This window comes from Microbacterium sp. NPDC089698 (genome assembly GCF_044749045.1).
Lineage (GTDB): Bacteria > Actinomycetota > Actinomycetes > Actinomycetales > Microbacteriaceae > Microbacterium.
The window spans coordinates 56,496-71,246 of record NZ_JBIVHE010000005.1 but is presented as its reverse complement, the minus strand read 5'-3'; the positions used below and the strand labels follow the sequence as shown (position 1 = coordinate 71,246).

Here is a 14,751-nt window from a genome sequence, read left to right as displayed (position 1 = left end):
TCGGCGCGCATCACAACGCACAAGGTTAGTGCACTTCGCCGCACCCCGACGCGGCGGGCCGGGGCGGAGGGTGCCCTTCGCGGGCCGCCCTCCGCCCCTCTCCGCGGCTCTCAGTCGGTGTGGGACGGGCGGATCACGACCAGGAGGTCGCCGGCGTCGACCTGCTGCGTGGCGCCGATCGCGACGCGCTCCACGACGCCGTCGACGGGTGCCGTGATCGCCGCCTCCATCTTCATCGCCTCGATCGAGGCGATGGGCTCACCGGCGCGCACGGCGTCGCCGACCTCGGCCTTCATCGTCACCACGCCCGAGAACGGCGCCGCCACCTGACCGGGCTTCGACGTGTCGGCCTTCTCCACCTCGCGCACATCGACCTTGAGCGAGCGATCCCGCACGAACACGGGGCGGAGCTGGCCGTTCAGCGTCGTCATGACGGTGCGGATGCCCTTCTCGTCCGCTTCGCCGATCGCCTCGAGTCCGACGTAGAGCTGCACGCCCGGATCGATCTCCGCGACGTGCTCCTCTCCCGGCACGAGACCGTAGAGGTAGTCGGGCGTGCCGAGCGCGGACAGGTCGCCGAAGGCGGCGCGATTGCGCTCGAACTCGGCGGCCGGCCCGGGGAAGAGCAGCCGGTTCAGCGCCTGCCGGCGTTCGAGGCTCTCGCCCTCGAGCGCGCGCTGCTCGTCCGCGGAGATCGGGACCACGTCGATCGACACCTGGCGCCCTGCGAGCACCTTCGTGCGGAACGGCTCCGGCCATCCGCCGGGCAGGTCTCCCAGCTCTCCGGCCATGAAGCCGACCACCGAATCGGGGATGTCGTAGTTCTGCGGGTTCTGCTCGAAGTCCGCGGGATCCGCGCCCGCCGCCACGAGCGCGAGCGCCAGATCGCCGACGACCTTCGAGGACGGCGTCACCTTGGGGATCCTGCCGAGGATCCGGTCGGCCGCCGCGTACATGTCCTCGATGCGCTCGAAGTCGTCCGCGAGACCCAGCGCGATCGCCTGCTGCCGCAGATTCGACAGCTGACCGCCGGGGATCTCGTGGTGGTACACGCGGCCGGTGGGCGCGGGCAGCCCCGACTCGAAGGGCCGGTAGAGCTGACGAACGCCCTCCCAGTACGGCTCGAGGTCGCCGATCGCCTGCAGGTCGAGCCCGGTGTCCCGCTCGGTGTGCGCGAGCGCCGCCACCAGGGCGGACAGCGAGGGCTGGCTCGTCGTGCCGGACATCGGTGCGGCGGCGGCATCCACGGCGTCGGCACCCGCCGCGCTGGCGGCCAGCAGCGTCGCGAGCTGTCCGCCGGCGGTGTCGTGCGTGTGCACCTGGACCGGGAGGTCGAACCTCTCGCGCAGCGCGGACACGAGCCGCGCCGCGGCCGCGGGCCGGAGGAGCCCCGCCATGTCCTTGATCGCGAGGATGTGCGCGCCGCTCTCCGCGATCTGCTCCGCGAGCCCCAGGTAGTAGTCCAGGGTGTACAGCTGCTCCGCCGGGTCCAGCAGATCGCCGGTGTAGCAGAGCGCCACCTCGGCGACCGCGGTGCCGGTCTCCAGCACCGCATCGATCGCGGGACGCATCTGCGAGACGTCGTTGAGGGCGTCGAAGATGCGGAAGATGTCCACCCCGGTCGACGCCGCCTCGCGCACGAAGGCGTTCGTCACTTCGACGGGCCGGGGCGTGTACCCCACCGTGTTGCGTCCTCGCAGCAGCATCTGCAGCGGGATGTTCGGCATCACGGCGCGCAGCGCCTCCAGGCGCTCCCACGGGTCCTCGGCGAGGAAGCGCAGCGCGACGTCGTAGGTCGCGCCGCCCCAGGCTTCGATCGAGAGCAGCTGCGGCGTCATGCGCGCCGCATGCGGGCCCACGCGCACCAGGTCACGGGTGCGCACACGTGTGGCGAGCAGCGACTGATGCGCATCGCGGTACGTCGTCTCGGTCACCGCCAGGGCCGTCTGCTCGCGGAGCGCGCGGGCGAACCCTGCGGGTCCGAGGCGGAGCAGCCGCTCGCGGGCTCCGGCGGGCGGCTCGGCGCTCAGGTCGATCTTCGGGAGCTTGCTGCCCGGCGAGGGCGAGAGCGGCTTCTCGCCGTAGGGCTTGTTCACGGTGACGTCGCCGAGCCAGTTCAGCAGTCGCGTCGCCCTGTCCCTCGAAGGGTTGCTGGTGAGCAGCTGCGGCCGCTCCTCGATGAAGAGCGTCGACACGTCGCCGGAGACGAAGGCCGGGTCGTCGAGCACGGCGCGCAGGAACGGGATGTTCGTCGCGACGCCGCGGATCCGGAACTCGGCGAGGGCGCGCTTCGCCCGCGCGACGGCCGCCGGGAAGTCGCGGCCCCGGCAGGTGAGCTTCGCGAGCATCGAGTCGAAGTGCGGGCTGATCTGCGAACCGGCCGCCGTCGTGCCGCCGTCGAGGCGGATCCCGGCGCCGCCCGGCGAACGGTAGGTCGTGATGCGCCCGGTGTCGGGGCGGAAGCCCTGGGCCGGATCCTCCGTCGTGATCCGGCACTGCAGCGCGGCGCCGCGCAGCTGGATGTCCTCCTGCTCGAGGCCCAGGTCCGCGAGCGTCTCACCGGCCGCGATGCGGATCTGCGACTGGACGAGGTCGACGTCGGTGACCTCCTCCGTCACGGTGTGCTCGACCTGGATCCGCGGGTTCATCTCGATGAAGACGACCTCGCCCGCCCGCTCGCCGGCCGTCTCCAGGAGGAACTCGACCGTGCCGGCGTTCTGGTAGCCGATGGACTTCGCGAAGGCGACGGCGTAACCGTGCAGAGCCTTGCGGATCGTGTCGTCGAGGTTCGGCGCCGGAGCGATCTCGACCACCTTCTGGTGGCGGCGCTGCACCGAGCAGTCGCGCTCGAACAGGTGCACGGTGTGACCCGTGCCGTCCGCGAGCACCTGCACCTCGATGTGCCGCGGCCTCTGCACGGCCTGCTCCAGGAAGACGCGGGCGTCGCCGAAGGCGCTCCCCGCCTCGCGCATGGCCTCGGCCAGCGCGGGCGCGAGCTCGCCGAGCGTCTCCACCCTGCGCATGCCGCGTCCGCCGCCGCCCGCGACGGCCTTGACGAAGATCGGGAATCCGATCCCCTCGGCCTGCGCGACCAGCTCGTCCACGTCATCCGAGGCATCGGTCGAGCGCAGCACCGGCACGCCTGCGGCGACCGCGTGCTGCTTCGCCGTCACCTTGTTGCCGGCCATCTCCAGCACATGGGCCGGCGGCCCGATGAAGGCGATCCCGTTCTCGGCCGCGCGGGCCGCGAGCTCCGGGTTCTCGGAGAGGAATCCGTAGCCGGGGTAGATCGCGTCCGCACCGCACTCGCGCGCCACGCGGATGATCTCCTCGACGTCGAGGTAGGCCCGCACCGGGTGCCCGACCTCGCCGATCTGATACGACTCGTCCGCCTTCTGGCGGTGGATGGATCCGCGATCCTCCCAGGGGAAGACCGCGACGGTCCTCGCCCCTACCTCGAACGCGGCTCTGAAGGCCCGGATCGCGATCTCTCCACGATTGGCCACAAGGATCTTCTGGAACATGGCACCTCGAACACTGGTTGCGCAGCGACGCGCATCGGGGGGCTGAGTGTTTCCTCAGCCTAGAGGAAGGTAACGTGGTCTCCGTGCACGTACTCAGCGTCAGTTCCCTCAAGGGCGGTGTCGGCAAGACCACCGTGACCCTCGGCCTCGCCTCGGCGGCGTTCGCCCGCGGCGTCCGGACCCTCGTGGTCGACCTCGACCCGCAGTCCGACGTCTCCACCGGCATGGACATCCAGGTCGCTGGGCGCTTGAACATCGCCGATGTCCTGGCGAACCCGAAGGAGAAGGTCGTCCGACAGGCGATCACGTCCTCGGGCTGGGCGAAGGTGCACCCGGGGACGATCGACGTGCTCATCGGCAGCCCGTCCGCGATCAACTTCGACGGCCCGCACCCGAGCGTGCGCGACGTGTGGAAGCTCGAGGAGGCGCTGGCGGCCGTCGAAGCCGACTACGACCTCGTGCTGATCGACTGCGCGCCCTCTCTCAACGCGCTCACGCGCACCGCCTGGGCCGCGAGCGACCGCGTCATGGTCGTGACGGAGCCCGGACTGTTCTCCGTGGCCGCCGCCGACCGTGCTCTGCGCGCGATCGAGGAGATCCGCCGCGGCCTCTCCCCCCGGCTGCAGCCCCTCGGGATCGTGGTCAACCGCGTCCGCCCGCAGTCGATCGAGCACCAGTTCCGCATCAAGGAGCTGCGCGACATGTTCGGCCCGCTCGTGCTCTCGCCGCAGCTGCCGGAGCGCACCTCCCTGCAGCAGGCCCAGGGCGCGGCCAAGCCGCTGCACATCTGGCCCGGCGACTCCGCACAGGAGCTCGCCGCCGACTTCGACACTCTGCTGGACCGGGTGATCCGCACGGGGCGCATCGCGCTGCCCGACGACACCCGCGTCTGAGCGCGCTCGCGGCTCGGAGAGCCCCGATACGACGAGAGCCGGTCCCCGAGGGGCCGGCTCTTTCCGTTTCCCGCCGCGCGATCAGGCGGTGCGACGCGAGCGACGTGCCGCGAGGTCGTCCATCGGCTCGGGCGCGAGGGCGTCGAACTCGACGAGCGTGGCCTCGACCTCGTGGAACACCTTGCCCACCGCGATGCCGAAGACCCCCTGGCCGCGGCTGAGCAGGTCGATGACCTCGTCGTTCGAGGTGCACAGGTAGACCGAGGCGCCGTCACTCATGAGCGTGGTGCCCGCGAGGTCGCGGATGCCCGCGGCCCGGAGCTGATCGACGGCGGTGCGGATCTGCTGCAGGGAGATCCCGGTGTTCAGCAGCTCCTTGACGAGCTTGAGCACGAGGATGTCGCGGAAGCCGTAGAGGCGCTGGGATCCGGATCCGTTCGCCCCGCGGACGGTCGGGACGACCAGCTCGGTGCGCGCCCAGTAGTCCAGCTGGCGATAGGTGATGCCCGCCGCGCGGGCGGCCACGGCCCCGCGGTAGCCGACCTCGTCGTCCATCGCGGGAAGCCCGTCGGTGAAGAGGAGATCGTCTCCGAACGACGGTGCATCGCCCCGTTCCTCGGCGCTCATCGCATCCTCCTCATCCTGAAGGAACAGCATCCTTCAACCACTACCTGAAAGTCGATGACTCCACGCTAGAACAGCGCGGCATCCCCGACAACGACATCCGCCCCGAGTCGGGGGTGTGTCGCAATCAGTTCGTTACGACAGCAGTCGGCCGATGCCGTCCTTGACGAGCAGCGAACGCACCTCGTCGAGGCGGGATGCCAGTTCAGGAGCCATTTCGCTGGCCCGCGCACGCGACGGGGTGTCGGTGCGGCGCAGCAGCGCGGACAGCGCCGACTGCACCAGGGCGATGTCGCGCTCGGCGCTCTGCCGCAGCGGCCGCAGGTGGCGCGGTCCGATGCCGTGGCCGTCCAGGGCCGCCAGGGCGCGCAGCAGCGACACCGCGGACTCGGGGTAGGTCTCGGCCGCCGGCAGCATGCCGCTCGACACCGCATCGCCGAGCAGCGCCTGCGAGGCACCGGCGGCGTGCACGAGTTCGTCGCGACGGTACCGGCGCGGCCCCTGCACGATCGACGCGGGCAGCTCCGGCGCGCTGCCGGATTCGTCGAGCGCGTCGAGGTGCTCGCGGATGACCTTGAGCGGCAGGTACTGGTCGCGCTGCAGCGTGAGTGCGATGCGGATCCGCTCCAGATCGGCGGCGGAGAACTTGCGGTACCCGGAGGCGGTGCGCACCGGGTTCACGATGCCCTTCTCCTCCAGGAAGCGGAGCTTGGAGGCTCTCACATCGGGGAACTCCGGCGTGAGGCGCGCGAGCACCTGGCCGATGCTCAGCAGCCCGGAAGGGGCGGAACGCTCGGCGGCCGATGCCGCCATCAGTCGTTCGCCTGCGCGAGATCCACGGGCGAGGCGAAGAAGTTCAGCCGGAACTTTCCGACGCGCACCTCGTAGCCGTTGCGCAGCTCGCTGCGGTCGACCCGCTCGCCGTTGACGTAGGTGCCGTTCAGCGAGCGCTGGTCGACGACCTCGAAAGCTGTGCCGGTGCGGATGACTTCGGCATGGCGACGGGAGACCGTCACGTCGTCGAAGAAGATGTCCGCCTCGGGGTGGCGGCCCACCGTGGTCACCGCCGTGTCGAGCAGGTACCTGGCACCGGCGAGAGCGCCGGAGCGGACCAGCAGCAGCGCCGAGCCGGAGGGCAGCGCGGCGATCGCCGCCTGCTCGACCTCCGTCAGCTCCGCGCCGAACGGGACGAACGACAGGTCGGAGTCGTGGCCGAACGTCTGCGTGGTGTCGTGCATGGGCTCGCCGCCGCGGCGGACGGCGCCTTCGGGAACGTCGTTCTCAGTCACTGTTCTCCCCCTCCTCTGGCGTTCCAGCCTATCGGAAGCGCGCGGCGCCCGGGAGCCGGATCCGCGCGTCATCGCCCGCCCGGGGTCGTCCGCACGGGCGATAGGCTGGGAGCATGCCACACTACGACGTCGTCATCCTCGGTGCGGGCCCCGGCGGCTACGTCGCCGCCGTCCGCAGCGCTCAGCTCGGCCTTTCCACCGCGATCATCGAGGAGAAGTACTGGGGCGGTGTGTGCCTCAACGTGGGCTGCATCCCCTCCAAGTCGCTCCTGAAGAACGCGGAGATCGCGCACACCTTCACCCACAAGGCCGAGTTCTTCGGCATCTCGGGCGACGTGCACTTCGACTTCGGCGCGGCGTTCGACCGCAGCCGCAAGGTGGCGGACACCCACGTCAAGGGCATCCACTTCCTGATGAAGAAGAACAAGGTCGTCGAGTACGACGGCCGCGGCACCTTCACCTCCCCGAAGGCCATCTCGGTGGCCAAGTCCGACGGCACGACCGAAGAGGTCACCTTCGACAACGCCATCATCGCGACCGGATCCACCGTCCGCCTGCTGCCCGGCGTGCAGCTGAGCGACAACGTCGTCACCTTCGAGGAGCAGATCCTCAGCCGCGACCTCCCCGAGTCGATCGTCATCGTCGGCGCCGGTGCGATCGGCATGGAGTTCGGCTACGTGCTGACGAACTACGGCGTCAAGGTCACCATCATCGAGTTCCTCGACCGGGCGCTGCCCAATGAGGACATCGAGGTCTCCAAGGAGATCCAGAAGCAGTACAAGAAGCTCGGCGTCGAGATCCTCACCTCGACCGCGGTCAAGACCGTGACCGACAACGGCTCCTCCGTGCACGTCACCTACGAGACGCGCGACGGCCAGCCCGGCGAGATCACGGCCGGCAAGGTCCTCATGTCCGTCGGCTTCGCCCCGAACGTGAACGGCTACGGCCTGGAGAACACGGGCGTCGCGCTCACCGACCGCGGCGCGATCGACATCGACGATCACATGCGCACCAACGTCGAGGGCATCTACGCGATCGGCGACGTCACCGCCAAGCTGCAGCTCGCGCACGTCGCGGAGGCACAGGCCGTCGTCGCCGCCGAGACCATCGGCAAGGCCGAGACCATGACGCTCGGCGACTACCGGATGATGCCGCGCGCGACGTTCTGCCAGCCGCAGGTCGCCAGCTTCGGCCTCACCGAGGAGCAGGCCAGGGCCGAGGGTCGCGAGATCAAGGTCGCGAAGTTCCCGTTCAGCGCGAACGGCAAGGCCAACGGCCTGGGCGAGCCGGTGGGCTTCGTCAAGCTCATCGCCGACGCCGAGCACCTCGAGCTCATCGGCGGACACCTGATCGGCCCCGACGTGTCCGAGCTGCTGCCCGAGCTGACCCTCGCGCAGAAGTGGGACCTGACCGCGCTCGAGGCCGCCCGCAACGTGCACACGCACCCGACGCTGTCCGAGGCGCTGCAGGAGGCGTTCCACGGGCTCGCCGGCCACATGATCAACCTCTGATCGGATCCGATCGGACCGAGGGCCGGTCACGCCAGGTGCGTGGCCGGCCCTCTGTCGTCCCGTCGCTCCGAGTCAGAAGCCGCGCATCGTGACCAGCCCGGTGGCCCACGGGCGGAGCGGGCCTGAGCCCAGAGCCCGGATGAGCGTCTCCTTCGCCGCCAGCGGAACGCCCTGCGCCGGAGCGCCCATGGTCATGTAGAAGGCGCTCCGCCTCTGCGCGGCGCGCGCGGCGCGCAGCGCCCCGTGCGCATAGCCGCCGAGATCCGCCTCCCCCTCGACCAGGGCGGTGCGCAGCGCCGCGGCCAGTCGTCCGGCGTTCACCCAGCCCAGGTTCATGCCCTGCCCGCCGATCGGGCTGACCTCGTGCGCGGCGTCGCCGAGCAGCGCCACGCGGCCTCGGACGACGGTGCGGCTCAGATGCTGGGCCGCGACGAAGCCCGTCGGCCGGACGTCGTCGCCGATCTCCGGATCCCTCCCGATCCGCTCCGCGATCGCCGCACGGAACTCCGCACCCGTGTGCACACCGCCGCCCCGCAGCACCCAGCGCCGCATGCCGCCGGGCAGCGGGAACGCCTCGACGATCCCCCCGGGTTCGCAGTGCAGCTGGGCGCGTACGCCGGGCGCGGGGTCGGGGACGTCGGCCATCGTGTACGGGGCGCAGCCGGGGCGACGGCGCCACCCGAGACCGAGCTCCTGGCGGAGGGTGCTGTGCACGCCGTCCGCGAGCACCACGAAGGCGGCGGTGACCTCCTGCCGGCCGGCGGGCCGGTCCACGGCGAGCCGCACGAACTCCCCCTCGTCCCGGACCGCGCGCACGCTGCAGCCGGGACGCAGGGCACCGGCGGACAGCGCCTGCAGCCGCTCCCGCAGCAGGGTGTGCGTGCGCTGCTGCGGGAGCACGCGCACCGATCGGTGCGCGGAGAAGTCGAGCGACGCGAGGACCCGGCCTCGGCTGAGCACGTCTCCGCCCTCGAGCGCGAGCGATGCGGAACGCGCCGCAGCCCCCACTCCTGCGCGATCGAGCATCTCCAGCCCCGGCGCGTGTATCCCGATCGCACGGCTGCGCGGATCCTCGTCGCGGCGGCGTTCGCAGACGACGACGTCGATGCCGTCCTGGGCGAGCAGGCAGGCCAGCAGCAGCCCGACCGGCCCCGCGCCGACGACCACGACATCGTGGTCGAGCAGTGTGGCGCCGGCCGGCTGCACCTCAGGGTCGCTCATCGTCCCTGCTCCCGGCGCAGCTCCAGGCGGGAGGGCACCCCGCGCCGTACGATCCACCCCGGCGGCGCGACGGCCGTGAGCTCCGCCGCCGTGTACGACCGGCGGATGCTGGTCAGCCCGTCGGCGCGGATGAAGGATCCCGCCAGCAGGTTGCCGGAGAACGGCCATGTCCCCAGCGCGAACAGGGCGTAGGCGGTGCGACTGCGCGCGATGTCGCGATGCACCACGAGACCCGCCGATCCCGCGAGGCGCGCGGTGTCGGCGAGGATGTCCTGCAGCTCGGCCGCATCGAGGTGGTGCAGCACGTGGTTGGACAGCACGATGTCGTAGGCCTCGCCCGCCCGGACCAGGTCGGCGACGAGCGCGCACCGGTAGGTCGCCCCCGCCCCGCCGTCATGCGCGGCGGCCCAGGCCGTGGCGCGTTCGTCCGCATCGAGCGCCGTGACCTCGCCCCGGAGACCGTCGCGGGCCAGCCTTGCGGCGAGCGCACGGCAGAGATCTCCCCCGCCGGCCCCCACATCCAGGATCCGCACCGGCCCCGTCCTGGCCCGCGGCCGGATGTCCTCCCGGTACAGCGCGCCGGGACGGGAGACCACGGCGTTGACCGCTCCGAAACGCCGGTAGGTGCGTTCCAGCGTCTGCGGATCCGCGTCGGGGTCGTCCATCAGCTCGCGCACGCCGACGGCGCGGGCGGACAGGTCAGCGCCCATCGCCCCCGGCGCCGACGACCGTCATCAGCGCGCTCTCCGCGGTCAGGCCGGGCCCGAACGCCATCGCGGAGACGCGCTCGCCGTCGCGCGCGCCCTCCTCCTCCAGGATGCGCCGCAGCACGAACAGGATCGTCGCGCTGGACATGTTCCCGTGCCGCCGCAGCGTCTCGCGGGCGGGGTGCAGCTGCGCATCGCTGAGCGCGAGGCGGTCCTGCACCCGGTCGAGGATGCTGCGACCGCCGGGATGGATCGCCCAGTGCCGCACCTCCTCGCCGATCCTGCCGTCCTCGAAAGGCGCTCCGAGCCCTCCCGCATAGAGCGGACGGAGCGCATCGACGATGGTCTCGCCGATGATCTGCGGCACCGCGGTGGAGAGGGTCATCTCGAATCCGTGGTCGCCGATCGTCCACGCCATGTCCTTGCGGCCCTGCGGCGCGATCGCGGTGTGGAAGCGGTCGAGGCGCAGCCCCGGGGCGGCCGAGGGGCGCGCCGTGACGATACCGGCCGCCGCACCGTCGGCGAACAGCGAGGAGGCGACGATCACGTCCGGATCCTCCGAGGAGCGCAGGTGCAGCGTGCAGAGCTCGACGCTGACCACGAGCACGACGGCCTCCGGATCCGCCGCGCAGAACTGGCTCGCCGCCCGCAGTGCCGGCATCGAGGCGTAGCAGCCCATGAAGCCGAGGTGATACCGCTGCACCGAGTCGGAGAGGCCCAGCGCGCGCACGATCTCGTACTCCGGCCCCGGGGCGTGGAACCCCGTGCAGGAGACCGTGACGACATGAGTGACGTCCGCGGGTCCGACGTCGGGGTCGGCGTCGAGGGCGGCCTGCGCCGCGGCGACGAACAGCCGCCCGGCCTCGCGGACGTAGACGTCGTTGCGGACGCCGGTGGCCGGGGACAGCAGCTCTCCGGTCGCGTGGTCGAAGAACACCGGCTCCGCCTCGGTCGCCGCGAGCGTGAGCTCGTCGAGCACCGTGCGACGGGTGTCGATGCCGGATCCGTCGAAAGAGGCGGTCACGATGCGTCGCGCCAGACGCGAGAGCCCGGGCTGCGCGGCGAACACGTCGCGCACCTCGTCCTGGTGCAGGACCGTGTCCGGCACCACCGTCTGCAGGGATCTCAGCATCACCGGGCTGCTCATGGTGCCACTCAAGCATGCCGCCCGCGTGGCAGGAAGGGGCTTGCGGATCCTCCTCAGCCTCTGCCAGGTTCGCGGATCCGGCTCCCCGCCGGCTCAGAATCCGAGGGCGCGCCCGAGCTTGGATCCTGAGAGCGACTCGCGGCCTCCTGCGGCGATGACCGCCCGCTCGACCGCCTGGAAGAACGCGTCCCGCCCTGCGTCGTCCGCCGGGGCCGCCGGCCCCAGCTCCATCTCCCACTCGCGCCACTCCCGCCGGCCGCCGCGGCGCAGGTCCGTGCCGCGGACGTGGTCGTCGACGAACTCCGCCACCACACCGGAGGGTCCGGTGAGCAGGTACGCGGTGCGGGCGTTCTCGATGCGGGCGAGCGGGAAGACCGGGCGCGTCGTCCACTGCGCGACGAACTCGGCGACCGCGGACGGCAGCTCATCGCCCTCCCCGAGGGGCCAGCCCAGCTCGAGCCGCCCATCCCTGTTGCGGGGGCCCTTCACATGCCAGCCCTCGTCCGGCCCGCCGGTGCGGCGCCGCAGCGCCACGCCGGCGCGGGCGAGGTCGCCGTCGGCAGTGTCGAAGTACCGGGCGTCCAGAGCGCGGGGCTCGCCCTCGGTCACCGCATCGACGCCGGGGATCGCGTCCCAGGCGGGCAGCGGAGTGTCGCCGTCGACGTCGTACTTGCGCTCGACCTCGAGCGTGCGCGACGGTTCAGTCATCGGTCGGGACGATGTCCTCGAGGGACTCCTCGTACCAGTAGTCCACCTCGGTGGGTCCGTCGTGCGGGCCGGTGTTCTTCGGCTCGCCCCGGCGGTTGTAGACCACCTGGGTCTCGCTGTAGGGGAGGATCAGCTTGTCATCCTCCGCGGCGAGGGGAAGGATCTGCCCGTCCAGCGGGCCGCCGTGAAGCCGTGCGAGTGCCATGTGCTCACCCTAATCCCCTGCTCGCGCGCAGGACGCGATCCCGGTGCCGGGTTCCTCGCGAAGTCCCCTTCGGGCCGTGCTCCCACGGGTTCGTCATCCGGCCCCGACGCCGAGCGCGCCGCCGACGATCATCCACGGCCCGAACGCGATGTGCGTCGACCCGGTCGCCCGGCGGAGCACGATGAGCCAGAGCGCGTGCGCCGCCCCCAGCACGAACGCGGACGCCGCGCCCACCAGGAGCGCCTGCCAGCCGTGCCAGCCCAGCACCAGCCCGATGAGGGCGGCGAGCTTCACGTCGCCGCCGCCCATGCCGTCGCGGTTCAGCAGCCGCAGCAGTGCGTAGAAGCCGCCGAGGATCAGCATCCCGCACAGGGCTCCGCGCAGCCGCGCGCCTCCGCCCGCGAACGCGGCGTCGGCGAGCGCGAGCAGGAGCGCTCCCCCGAGCGTCGGCAGCACGATCCGGTCCGGGAGCCGGTGCGTGGCGATGTCGACGGCGAGCAGCCTGATGCCGATCCCGAGCAGGGCGAGGTGCACCAGCACGACGGCCACCGCAGCAGGATCCATCCCCCGAAGGTAGGAGATCGGCGCGACCACCGTGAGCGGGATGTGGATAACCCGGGCGCCGCCCGGCGGTCCCCGTCAGGCCGAGCGGAGCAGGATCCGCCCGTCCTCGACCTTCGCCTCCCAGCGGGGCTGCGGGACGCTCGCCGGCCCCCGCTGCACCGAGCCGTCGTCGATGCGGAACCTGCTGCCATGCCAGGGGCAGGTGACGCAGCCGTCCGCGCCGAGCTCCCCCTCGTCGAGCGGGCCGCCCTCGTGGCTGCAGACCGCGGAGATCGCATGCAGGGCGCTGTCGACCCGGATGAGCAGCACCGGCACGTCGCCCACCAGGACCCGCGACCGCGCTCCTTCGACGAGGTCGGCATCGGCCCCCACGTCCGTCCAGCGTCGCACCGAACCCTGGAACGCCGTGTGGTTCACGCCCGAGCCGCGGACGAAGGAGAGATGCCCGCCGAGATACGACGAGCCCAGGGTGAGACCCAGCCCCAGCAGACTGAGCGCGGCCCCGGCGCCGTGATGTCCGCGGCGCCGCACGAGCCAGGAGGTGATCTGCAGCACGGAGGCCGTCGCGTTCGCGGCGGCGTGGATCAGGCCGACCCGTTTCGCAGGCCCGTACAGGGACGACCAGTCCGAGGCGCCCGCGGCCGCCGTCGGCGCGGAGGCGAGGATGCCGAGGCCGACGAGGCGCCGCGACGCCGCCGGATCCGCCCCGGTGAGATCGAGCACGGTGGCCGCACCCCACGCCCCGATCGGCAGGTCCGTGAGCATCGGATGGACCTGATGCCCCAGCCAGGAACCGGACAGGGCGTTCTTCACGGGCGTGGAGCGGGTGGCCGCCTGGACCCAGCCGCTCAGCTTCTCCGCCGCGGGATCGAGCCCCTTGGTCTTCCCGAGCGTCCGGATCAGGGACTGCATCGCCGCTGTCACTCGCATGGCTCTCTCCTCCGTACCGCGCCGTAGGAATCTCCTGTCTACCCCCGCGAGGCGCGAGGGTCAACGGCGTGACGGACCGGCGCCGCCGCGCAGACTGATAGCCTCGCCGCGATGGACCCGACCACCCGCTCCCTGCCCTCCGAGGACGTGCACCGCCTGCTGACGGGGATGTACGACGACTATCTGCGCGGCGATCCCACGGCGATCGATGCCCGCCTCGCGCAGGACGTGACGATCTTCGACTCCGCCTCCGACGCCCTGGTGACGGGCCTCGAGGAGCTCGCCGCGCTCCGCGGCCGCCGCGCCGAGGCCGCTGCGGCGCCGAGCGCGCCGGCCTGGACCGAGACCTCCCTGACCGTCGAGGATCTGCGCGTGCGCGAGGTCGGCGGCGTCCTCGTCGCGACCTGGTGGCTGCGGGTAGACGGGACGGATGCCCACGGCGCCGCGGTCGTCCCTGAGCTCTCGCGCAACACCGCCGTGCTGCAGCGTCGGGCGGACGGTGCGCTGCGCATCCTGCACCTGCACGAGGACGTGCGCCAGGAGGCCAGCCCCGTCGCCTGAGCTCTCCCTCCTCCATGTCGGATGTACGAGTTATCGTCTTCTCTGCTGTTGCAGTATTAGAAGAGATATTCGAGAATGGAGGTCATGGGGATGACGCTCGCTTCCATGATCGCCCCCGACGCCGACACCCGCGCCGAGGACGTGCTGCGCCTACGGCGCGAGATCACCCGCATGCAGCGCCGCCGGAGCGATCTGCCGCTGATCCCGGTGCCCGCCCCGCTCGAGCCGATCCTCCCCGAGGGCGGTCTGCAGGTCGGCACGACGTATGCGCTCTCCCCCTCCCCCGGACTCATCGGGGCGCTGCTCGCCGGCGCCTCGCGCACCGGCGCGTGGTGCGCCGCCGTCGGCATGCCCACTCTGGGCGTCGAGGCGCTCGCCGGGCACGGCGTGGATCTGGACCGTCTCCTCCTCGTCCCCGCCCCCGGTGCGCGCTGGCTCTCCGTCGTCTCCGCGCTGAGCGAGGTGATCCCGCTCATCGCGATCCGCCCCTCGTCCGCAGTGCGGGACGCGGAGCTGAGCAGGCTCAGCGCCCGGCTCCGCGATCGAGGCTGCACGCTGCTGGTCGTCTCCGGGGGGCCGGGCGCCGCCGCCTGGCCGCAGAGCGAGGGGTCCCTCCAGGTGCACGATCCCCACTGGCGGGGTCTGGGATCCGGCTGGGGCGCGCTGGAGGAGTGCGAGGTGACGGTCACCGCGCGCACCCGGCGCTCCCCCGCACCGCAGAGCGTGCGGGTGCGACTGCCCGGAGCTCACGGCATGGTCGAGGCCGTCGCCCCGACGGCGCCCCGGCTCATCCCGCTCCCGTCCATGCACGCCGCCCCGCGCCCGCTCGCCGACGCGCCCGCACTCCTGGCGGTGGCGGGATGAGCT

15 protein-coding genes are annotated in these 14,751 nt (G+C 71.9%); 4 read left to right on the top strand and 11 right to left on the bottom strand.

Annotated features, from left to right (window positions below; all coding sequences use genetic code 11):
- Positions 1-110 precede the first annotated feature (110 nt).
- Positions 111-3,524 carry a pyruvate carboxylase gene (locus ACIPY5_RS14110; RefSeq protein WP_400971733.1) on the bottom strand — a complete coding sequence of 1,138 codons (3,414 nt, stop codon included), beginning with the start codon at positions 3,522-3,524 and terminating at the stop codon, positions 111-113.
- An 83-nt stretch (positions 3,525-3,607) separates the two neighbouring features.
- Here ACIPY5_RS14110 and ACIPY5_RS14105 point away from each other — a divergent pair, with 83 nt between their 5' ends.
- On the top strand, positions 3,608-4,417 hold the full coding sequence (locus tag ACIPY5_RS14105) for a ParA family protein (RefSeq protein ID WP_045252454.1): 810 nt from the start codon (positions 3,608-3,610) through the stop codon (positions 4,415-4,417).
- 81 nt (positions 4,418-4,498) lie between these two features.
- On the opposite strand, the gene ACIPY5_RS14100 is transcribed toward ACIPY5_RS14105, so the two are convergent.
- The 3 genes from ACIPY5_RS14100 to ACIPY5_RS14090 all read right to left on the bottom strand — a co-directional run bounded on the left by ACIPY5_RS14100 (position 4,499) and on the right by ACIPY5_RS14090 (position 6,279).
- Positions 4,499-5,044, bottom strand: coding sequence for a MerR family transcriptional regulator (locus ACIPY5_RS14100; RefSeq protein WP_309341241.1), 546 nt, complete (start codon positions 5,042-5,044; stop codon positions 4,499-4,501).
- A 132-nt stretch (positions 5,045-5,176) separates the two neighbouring features.
- Positions 5,177-5,854 (bottom strand): MerR family transcriptional regulator, encoded by a 678-nt coding sequence (locus ACIPY5_RS14095; RefSeq protein ID WP_309341243.1) that lies wholly within the window; start codon positions 5,852-5,854, stop codon positions 5,177-5,179.
- Entirely contained in the window at positions 5,854-6,279 is a 426-nt protein-coding gene (locus ACIPY5_RS14090; protein WP_105687337.1) for an FHA domain-containing protein, read from the bottom strand. Before ACIPY5_RS14090 ends, ACIPY5_RS14095 begins: the two co-directional genes overlap by 1 nt.
- A 164-nt stretch (positions 6,280-6,443) precedes the next feature.
- Between ACIPY5_RS14090 and lpdA the strand changes: the two genes are divergently transcribed.
- Entirely contained in the window at positions 6,444-7,841 is a 1,398-nt protein-coding gene (gene lpdA, locus ACIPY5_RS14085) for a dihydrolipoyl dehydrogenase (protein WP_309341245.1), read from the top strand.
- A gap of 72 nt (positions 7,842-7,913) precedes the next feature.
- On the opposite strand, the gene ACIPY5_RS14080 is transcribed toward lpdA, so the two are convergent.
- From ACIPY5_RS14080 to ACIPY5_RS14050, 7 genes are all read right to left on the bottom strand, one after another.
- The gene (locus tag ACIPY5_RS14080; RefSeq protein WP_400971730.1) at positions 7,914-9,062 is read right to left on the bottom strand and encodes an FAD-dependent oxidoreductase; all 1,149 of its coding nucleotides are present in this window, start codon (positions 9,060-9,062) and stop codon (positions 7,914-7,916) included.
- Positions 9,059-9,772 (bottom strand): methyltransferase domain-containing protein, encoded by a 714-nt coding sequence (locus tag ACIPY5_RS14075; RefSeq protein ID WP_400971728.1) that lies wholly within the window; start codon positions 9,770-9,772, stop codon positions 9,059-9,061. Before ACIPY5_RS14075 ends, ACIPY5_RS14080 begins: the two co-directional genes overlap by 4 nt.
- Positions 9,762-10,916 carry a type III polyketide synthase gene (locus ACIPY5_RS14070; RefSeq protein WP_400971726.1) on the bottom strand — a complete coding sequence of 385 codons (1,155 nt, stop codon included), beginning with the start codon at positions 10,914-10,916 and terminating at the stop codon, positions 9,762-9,764. The genes ACIPY5_RS14075 and ACIPY5_RS14070 overlap by 11 nt, the downstream gene beginning before the upstream one ends.
- A gap of 93 nt (positions 10,917-11,009) precedes the next feature.
- Positions 11,010-11,624: a CYTH domain-containing protein gene (locus ACIPY5_RS14065; RefSeq protein WP_400971724.1), complete on the bottom strand. Its 615-nt coding sequence runs from the start codon at positions 11,622-11,624 to the stop codon at positions 11,010-11,012.
- Positions 11,617-11,829: a response regulator gene (locus ACIPY5_RS14060; RefSeq protein WP_292721628.1), complete on the bottom strand. Its 213-nt coding sequence runs from the start codon at positions 11,827-11,829 to the stop codon at positions 11,617-11,619. The genes ACIPY5_RS14065 and ACIPY5_RS14060 overlap by 8 nt, the downstream gene beginning before the upstream one ends.
- Before the next feature lie 93 nt (positions 11,830-11,922).
- A complete protein-coding gene (locus ACIPY5_RS14055) occupies positions 11,923-12,393 on the bottom strand; it encodes a prepilin peptidase (RefSeq protein ID WP_400971721.1) in 471 nt (156 codons plus the stop codon).
- 75 nt (positions 12,394-12,468) lie between these two features.
- The gene (locus ACIPY5_RS14050; protein WP_400971719.1) at positions 12,469-13,323 is read right to left on the bottom strand and encodes a Rieske 2Fe-2S domain-containing protein; all 855 of its coding nucleotides are present in this window, start codon (positions 13,321-13,323) and stop codon (positions 12,469-12,471) included.
- Positions 13,324-13,434: 111 nt separating this feature from the next.
- Between ACIPY5_RS14050 and ACIPY5_RS14045 the strand changes: the two genes are divergently transcribed.
- Positions 13,435-13,884 carry a YybH family protein gene (locus ACIPY5_RS14045; RefSeq protein WP_400971717.1) on the top strand — a complete coding sequence of 150 codons (450 nt, stop codon included), beginning with the start codon at positions 13,435-13,437 and terminating at the stop codon, positions 13,882-13,884.
- Positions 13,885-13,974: 90 nt separating this feature from the next.
- A complete protein-coding gene (locus tag ACIPY5_RS14040; protein WP_400971715.1) occupies positions 13,975-14,748 on the top strand; it encodes a hypothetical protein in 774 nt (257 codons plus the stop codon).
- Positions 14,749-14,751 lie beyond the last annotated feature (3 nt).

What these genes read in the sequence shown, in the direction of transcription:
- ACIPY5_RS14110 (WP_400971733.1), bottom strand. Translation starts at nt 3,524, where the DNA reads ATGTTCCAGAAGATCCTTGTGGCCAATCGTGGAGAGATCGCGATCCGG.
- ACIPY5_RS14100 (WP_309341241.1), bottom strand. Translation starts at nt 5,044, where the DNA reads ATGAGCGCCGAGGAACGGGGCGATGCACCGTCGTTCGGAGACGATCTC.
- ACIPY5_RS14095 (WP_309341243.1), bottom strand. Translation starts at nt 5,854, where the DNA reads ATGGCGGCATCGGCCGCCGAGCGTTCCGCCCCTTCCGGGCTGCTGAGC.
- ACIPY5_RS14090 (WP_105687337.1), bottom strand. Translation starts at nt 6,279, where the DNA reads ATGCACGACACCACGCAGACGTTCGGCCACGACTCCGACCTGTCGTTC.
- lpdA (WP_309341245.1), top strand. Translation starts at nt 6,444, where the DNA reads ATGCCACACTACGACGTCGTCATCCTCGGTGCGGGCCCCGGCGGCTAC.
- ACIPY5_RS14080 (WP_400971730.1), bottom strand. Translation starts at nt 9,062, where the DNA reads ATGAGCGACCCTGAGGTGCAGCCGGCCGGCGCCACACTGCTCGACCAC.
- ACIPY5_RS14075 (WP_400971728.1), bottom strand. Translation starts at nt 9,772, where the DNA reads ATGGGCGCTGACCTGTCCGCCCGCGCCGTCGGCGTGCGCGAGCTGATG.
- ACIPY5_RS14070 (WP_400971726.1), bottom strand. Translation starts at nt 10,916, where the DNA reads ATGAGCAGCCCGGTGATGCTGAGATCCCTGCAGACGGTGGTGCCGGAC.
- ACIPY5_RS14065 (WP_400971724.1), bottom strand. Translation starts at nt 11,624, where the DNA reads ATGACTGAACCGTCGCGCACGCTCGAGGTCGAGCGCAAGTACGACGTC.
- ACIPY5_RS14060 (WP_292721628.1), bottom strand. Translation starts at nt 11,829, where the DNA reads ATGGCACTCGCACGGCTTCACGGCGGCCCGCTGGACGGGCAGATCCTT.
- ACIPY5_RS14055 (WP_400971721.1), bottom strand. Translation starts at nt 12,393, where the DNA reads ATGGATCCTGCTGCGGTGGCCGTCGTGCTGGTGCACCTCGCCCTGCTC.
- ACIPY5_RS14050 (WP_400971719.1), bottom strand. Translation starts at nt 13,323, where the DNA reads ATGCGAGTGACAGCGGCGATGCAGTCCCTGATCCGGACGCTCGGGAAG.
- ACIPY5_RS14045 (WP_400971717.1), top strand. Translation starts at nt 13,435, where the DNA reads ATGGACCCGACCACCCGCTCCCTGCCCTCCGAGGACGTGCACCGCCTG.
- ACIPY5_RS14040 (WP_400971715.1), top strand. Translation starts at nt 13,975, where the DNA reads ATGACGCTCGCTTCCATGATCGCCCCCGACGCCGACACCCGCGCCGAG.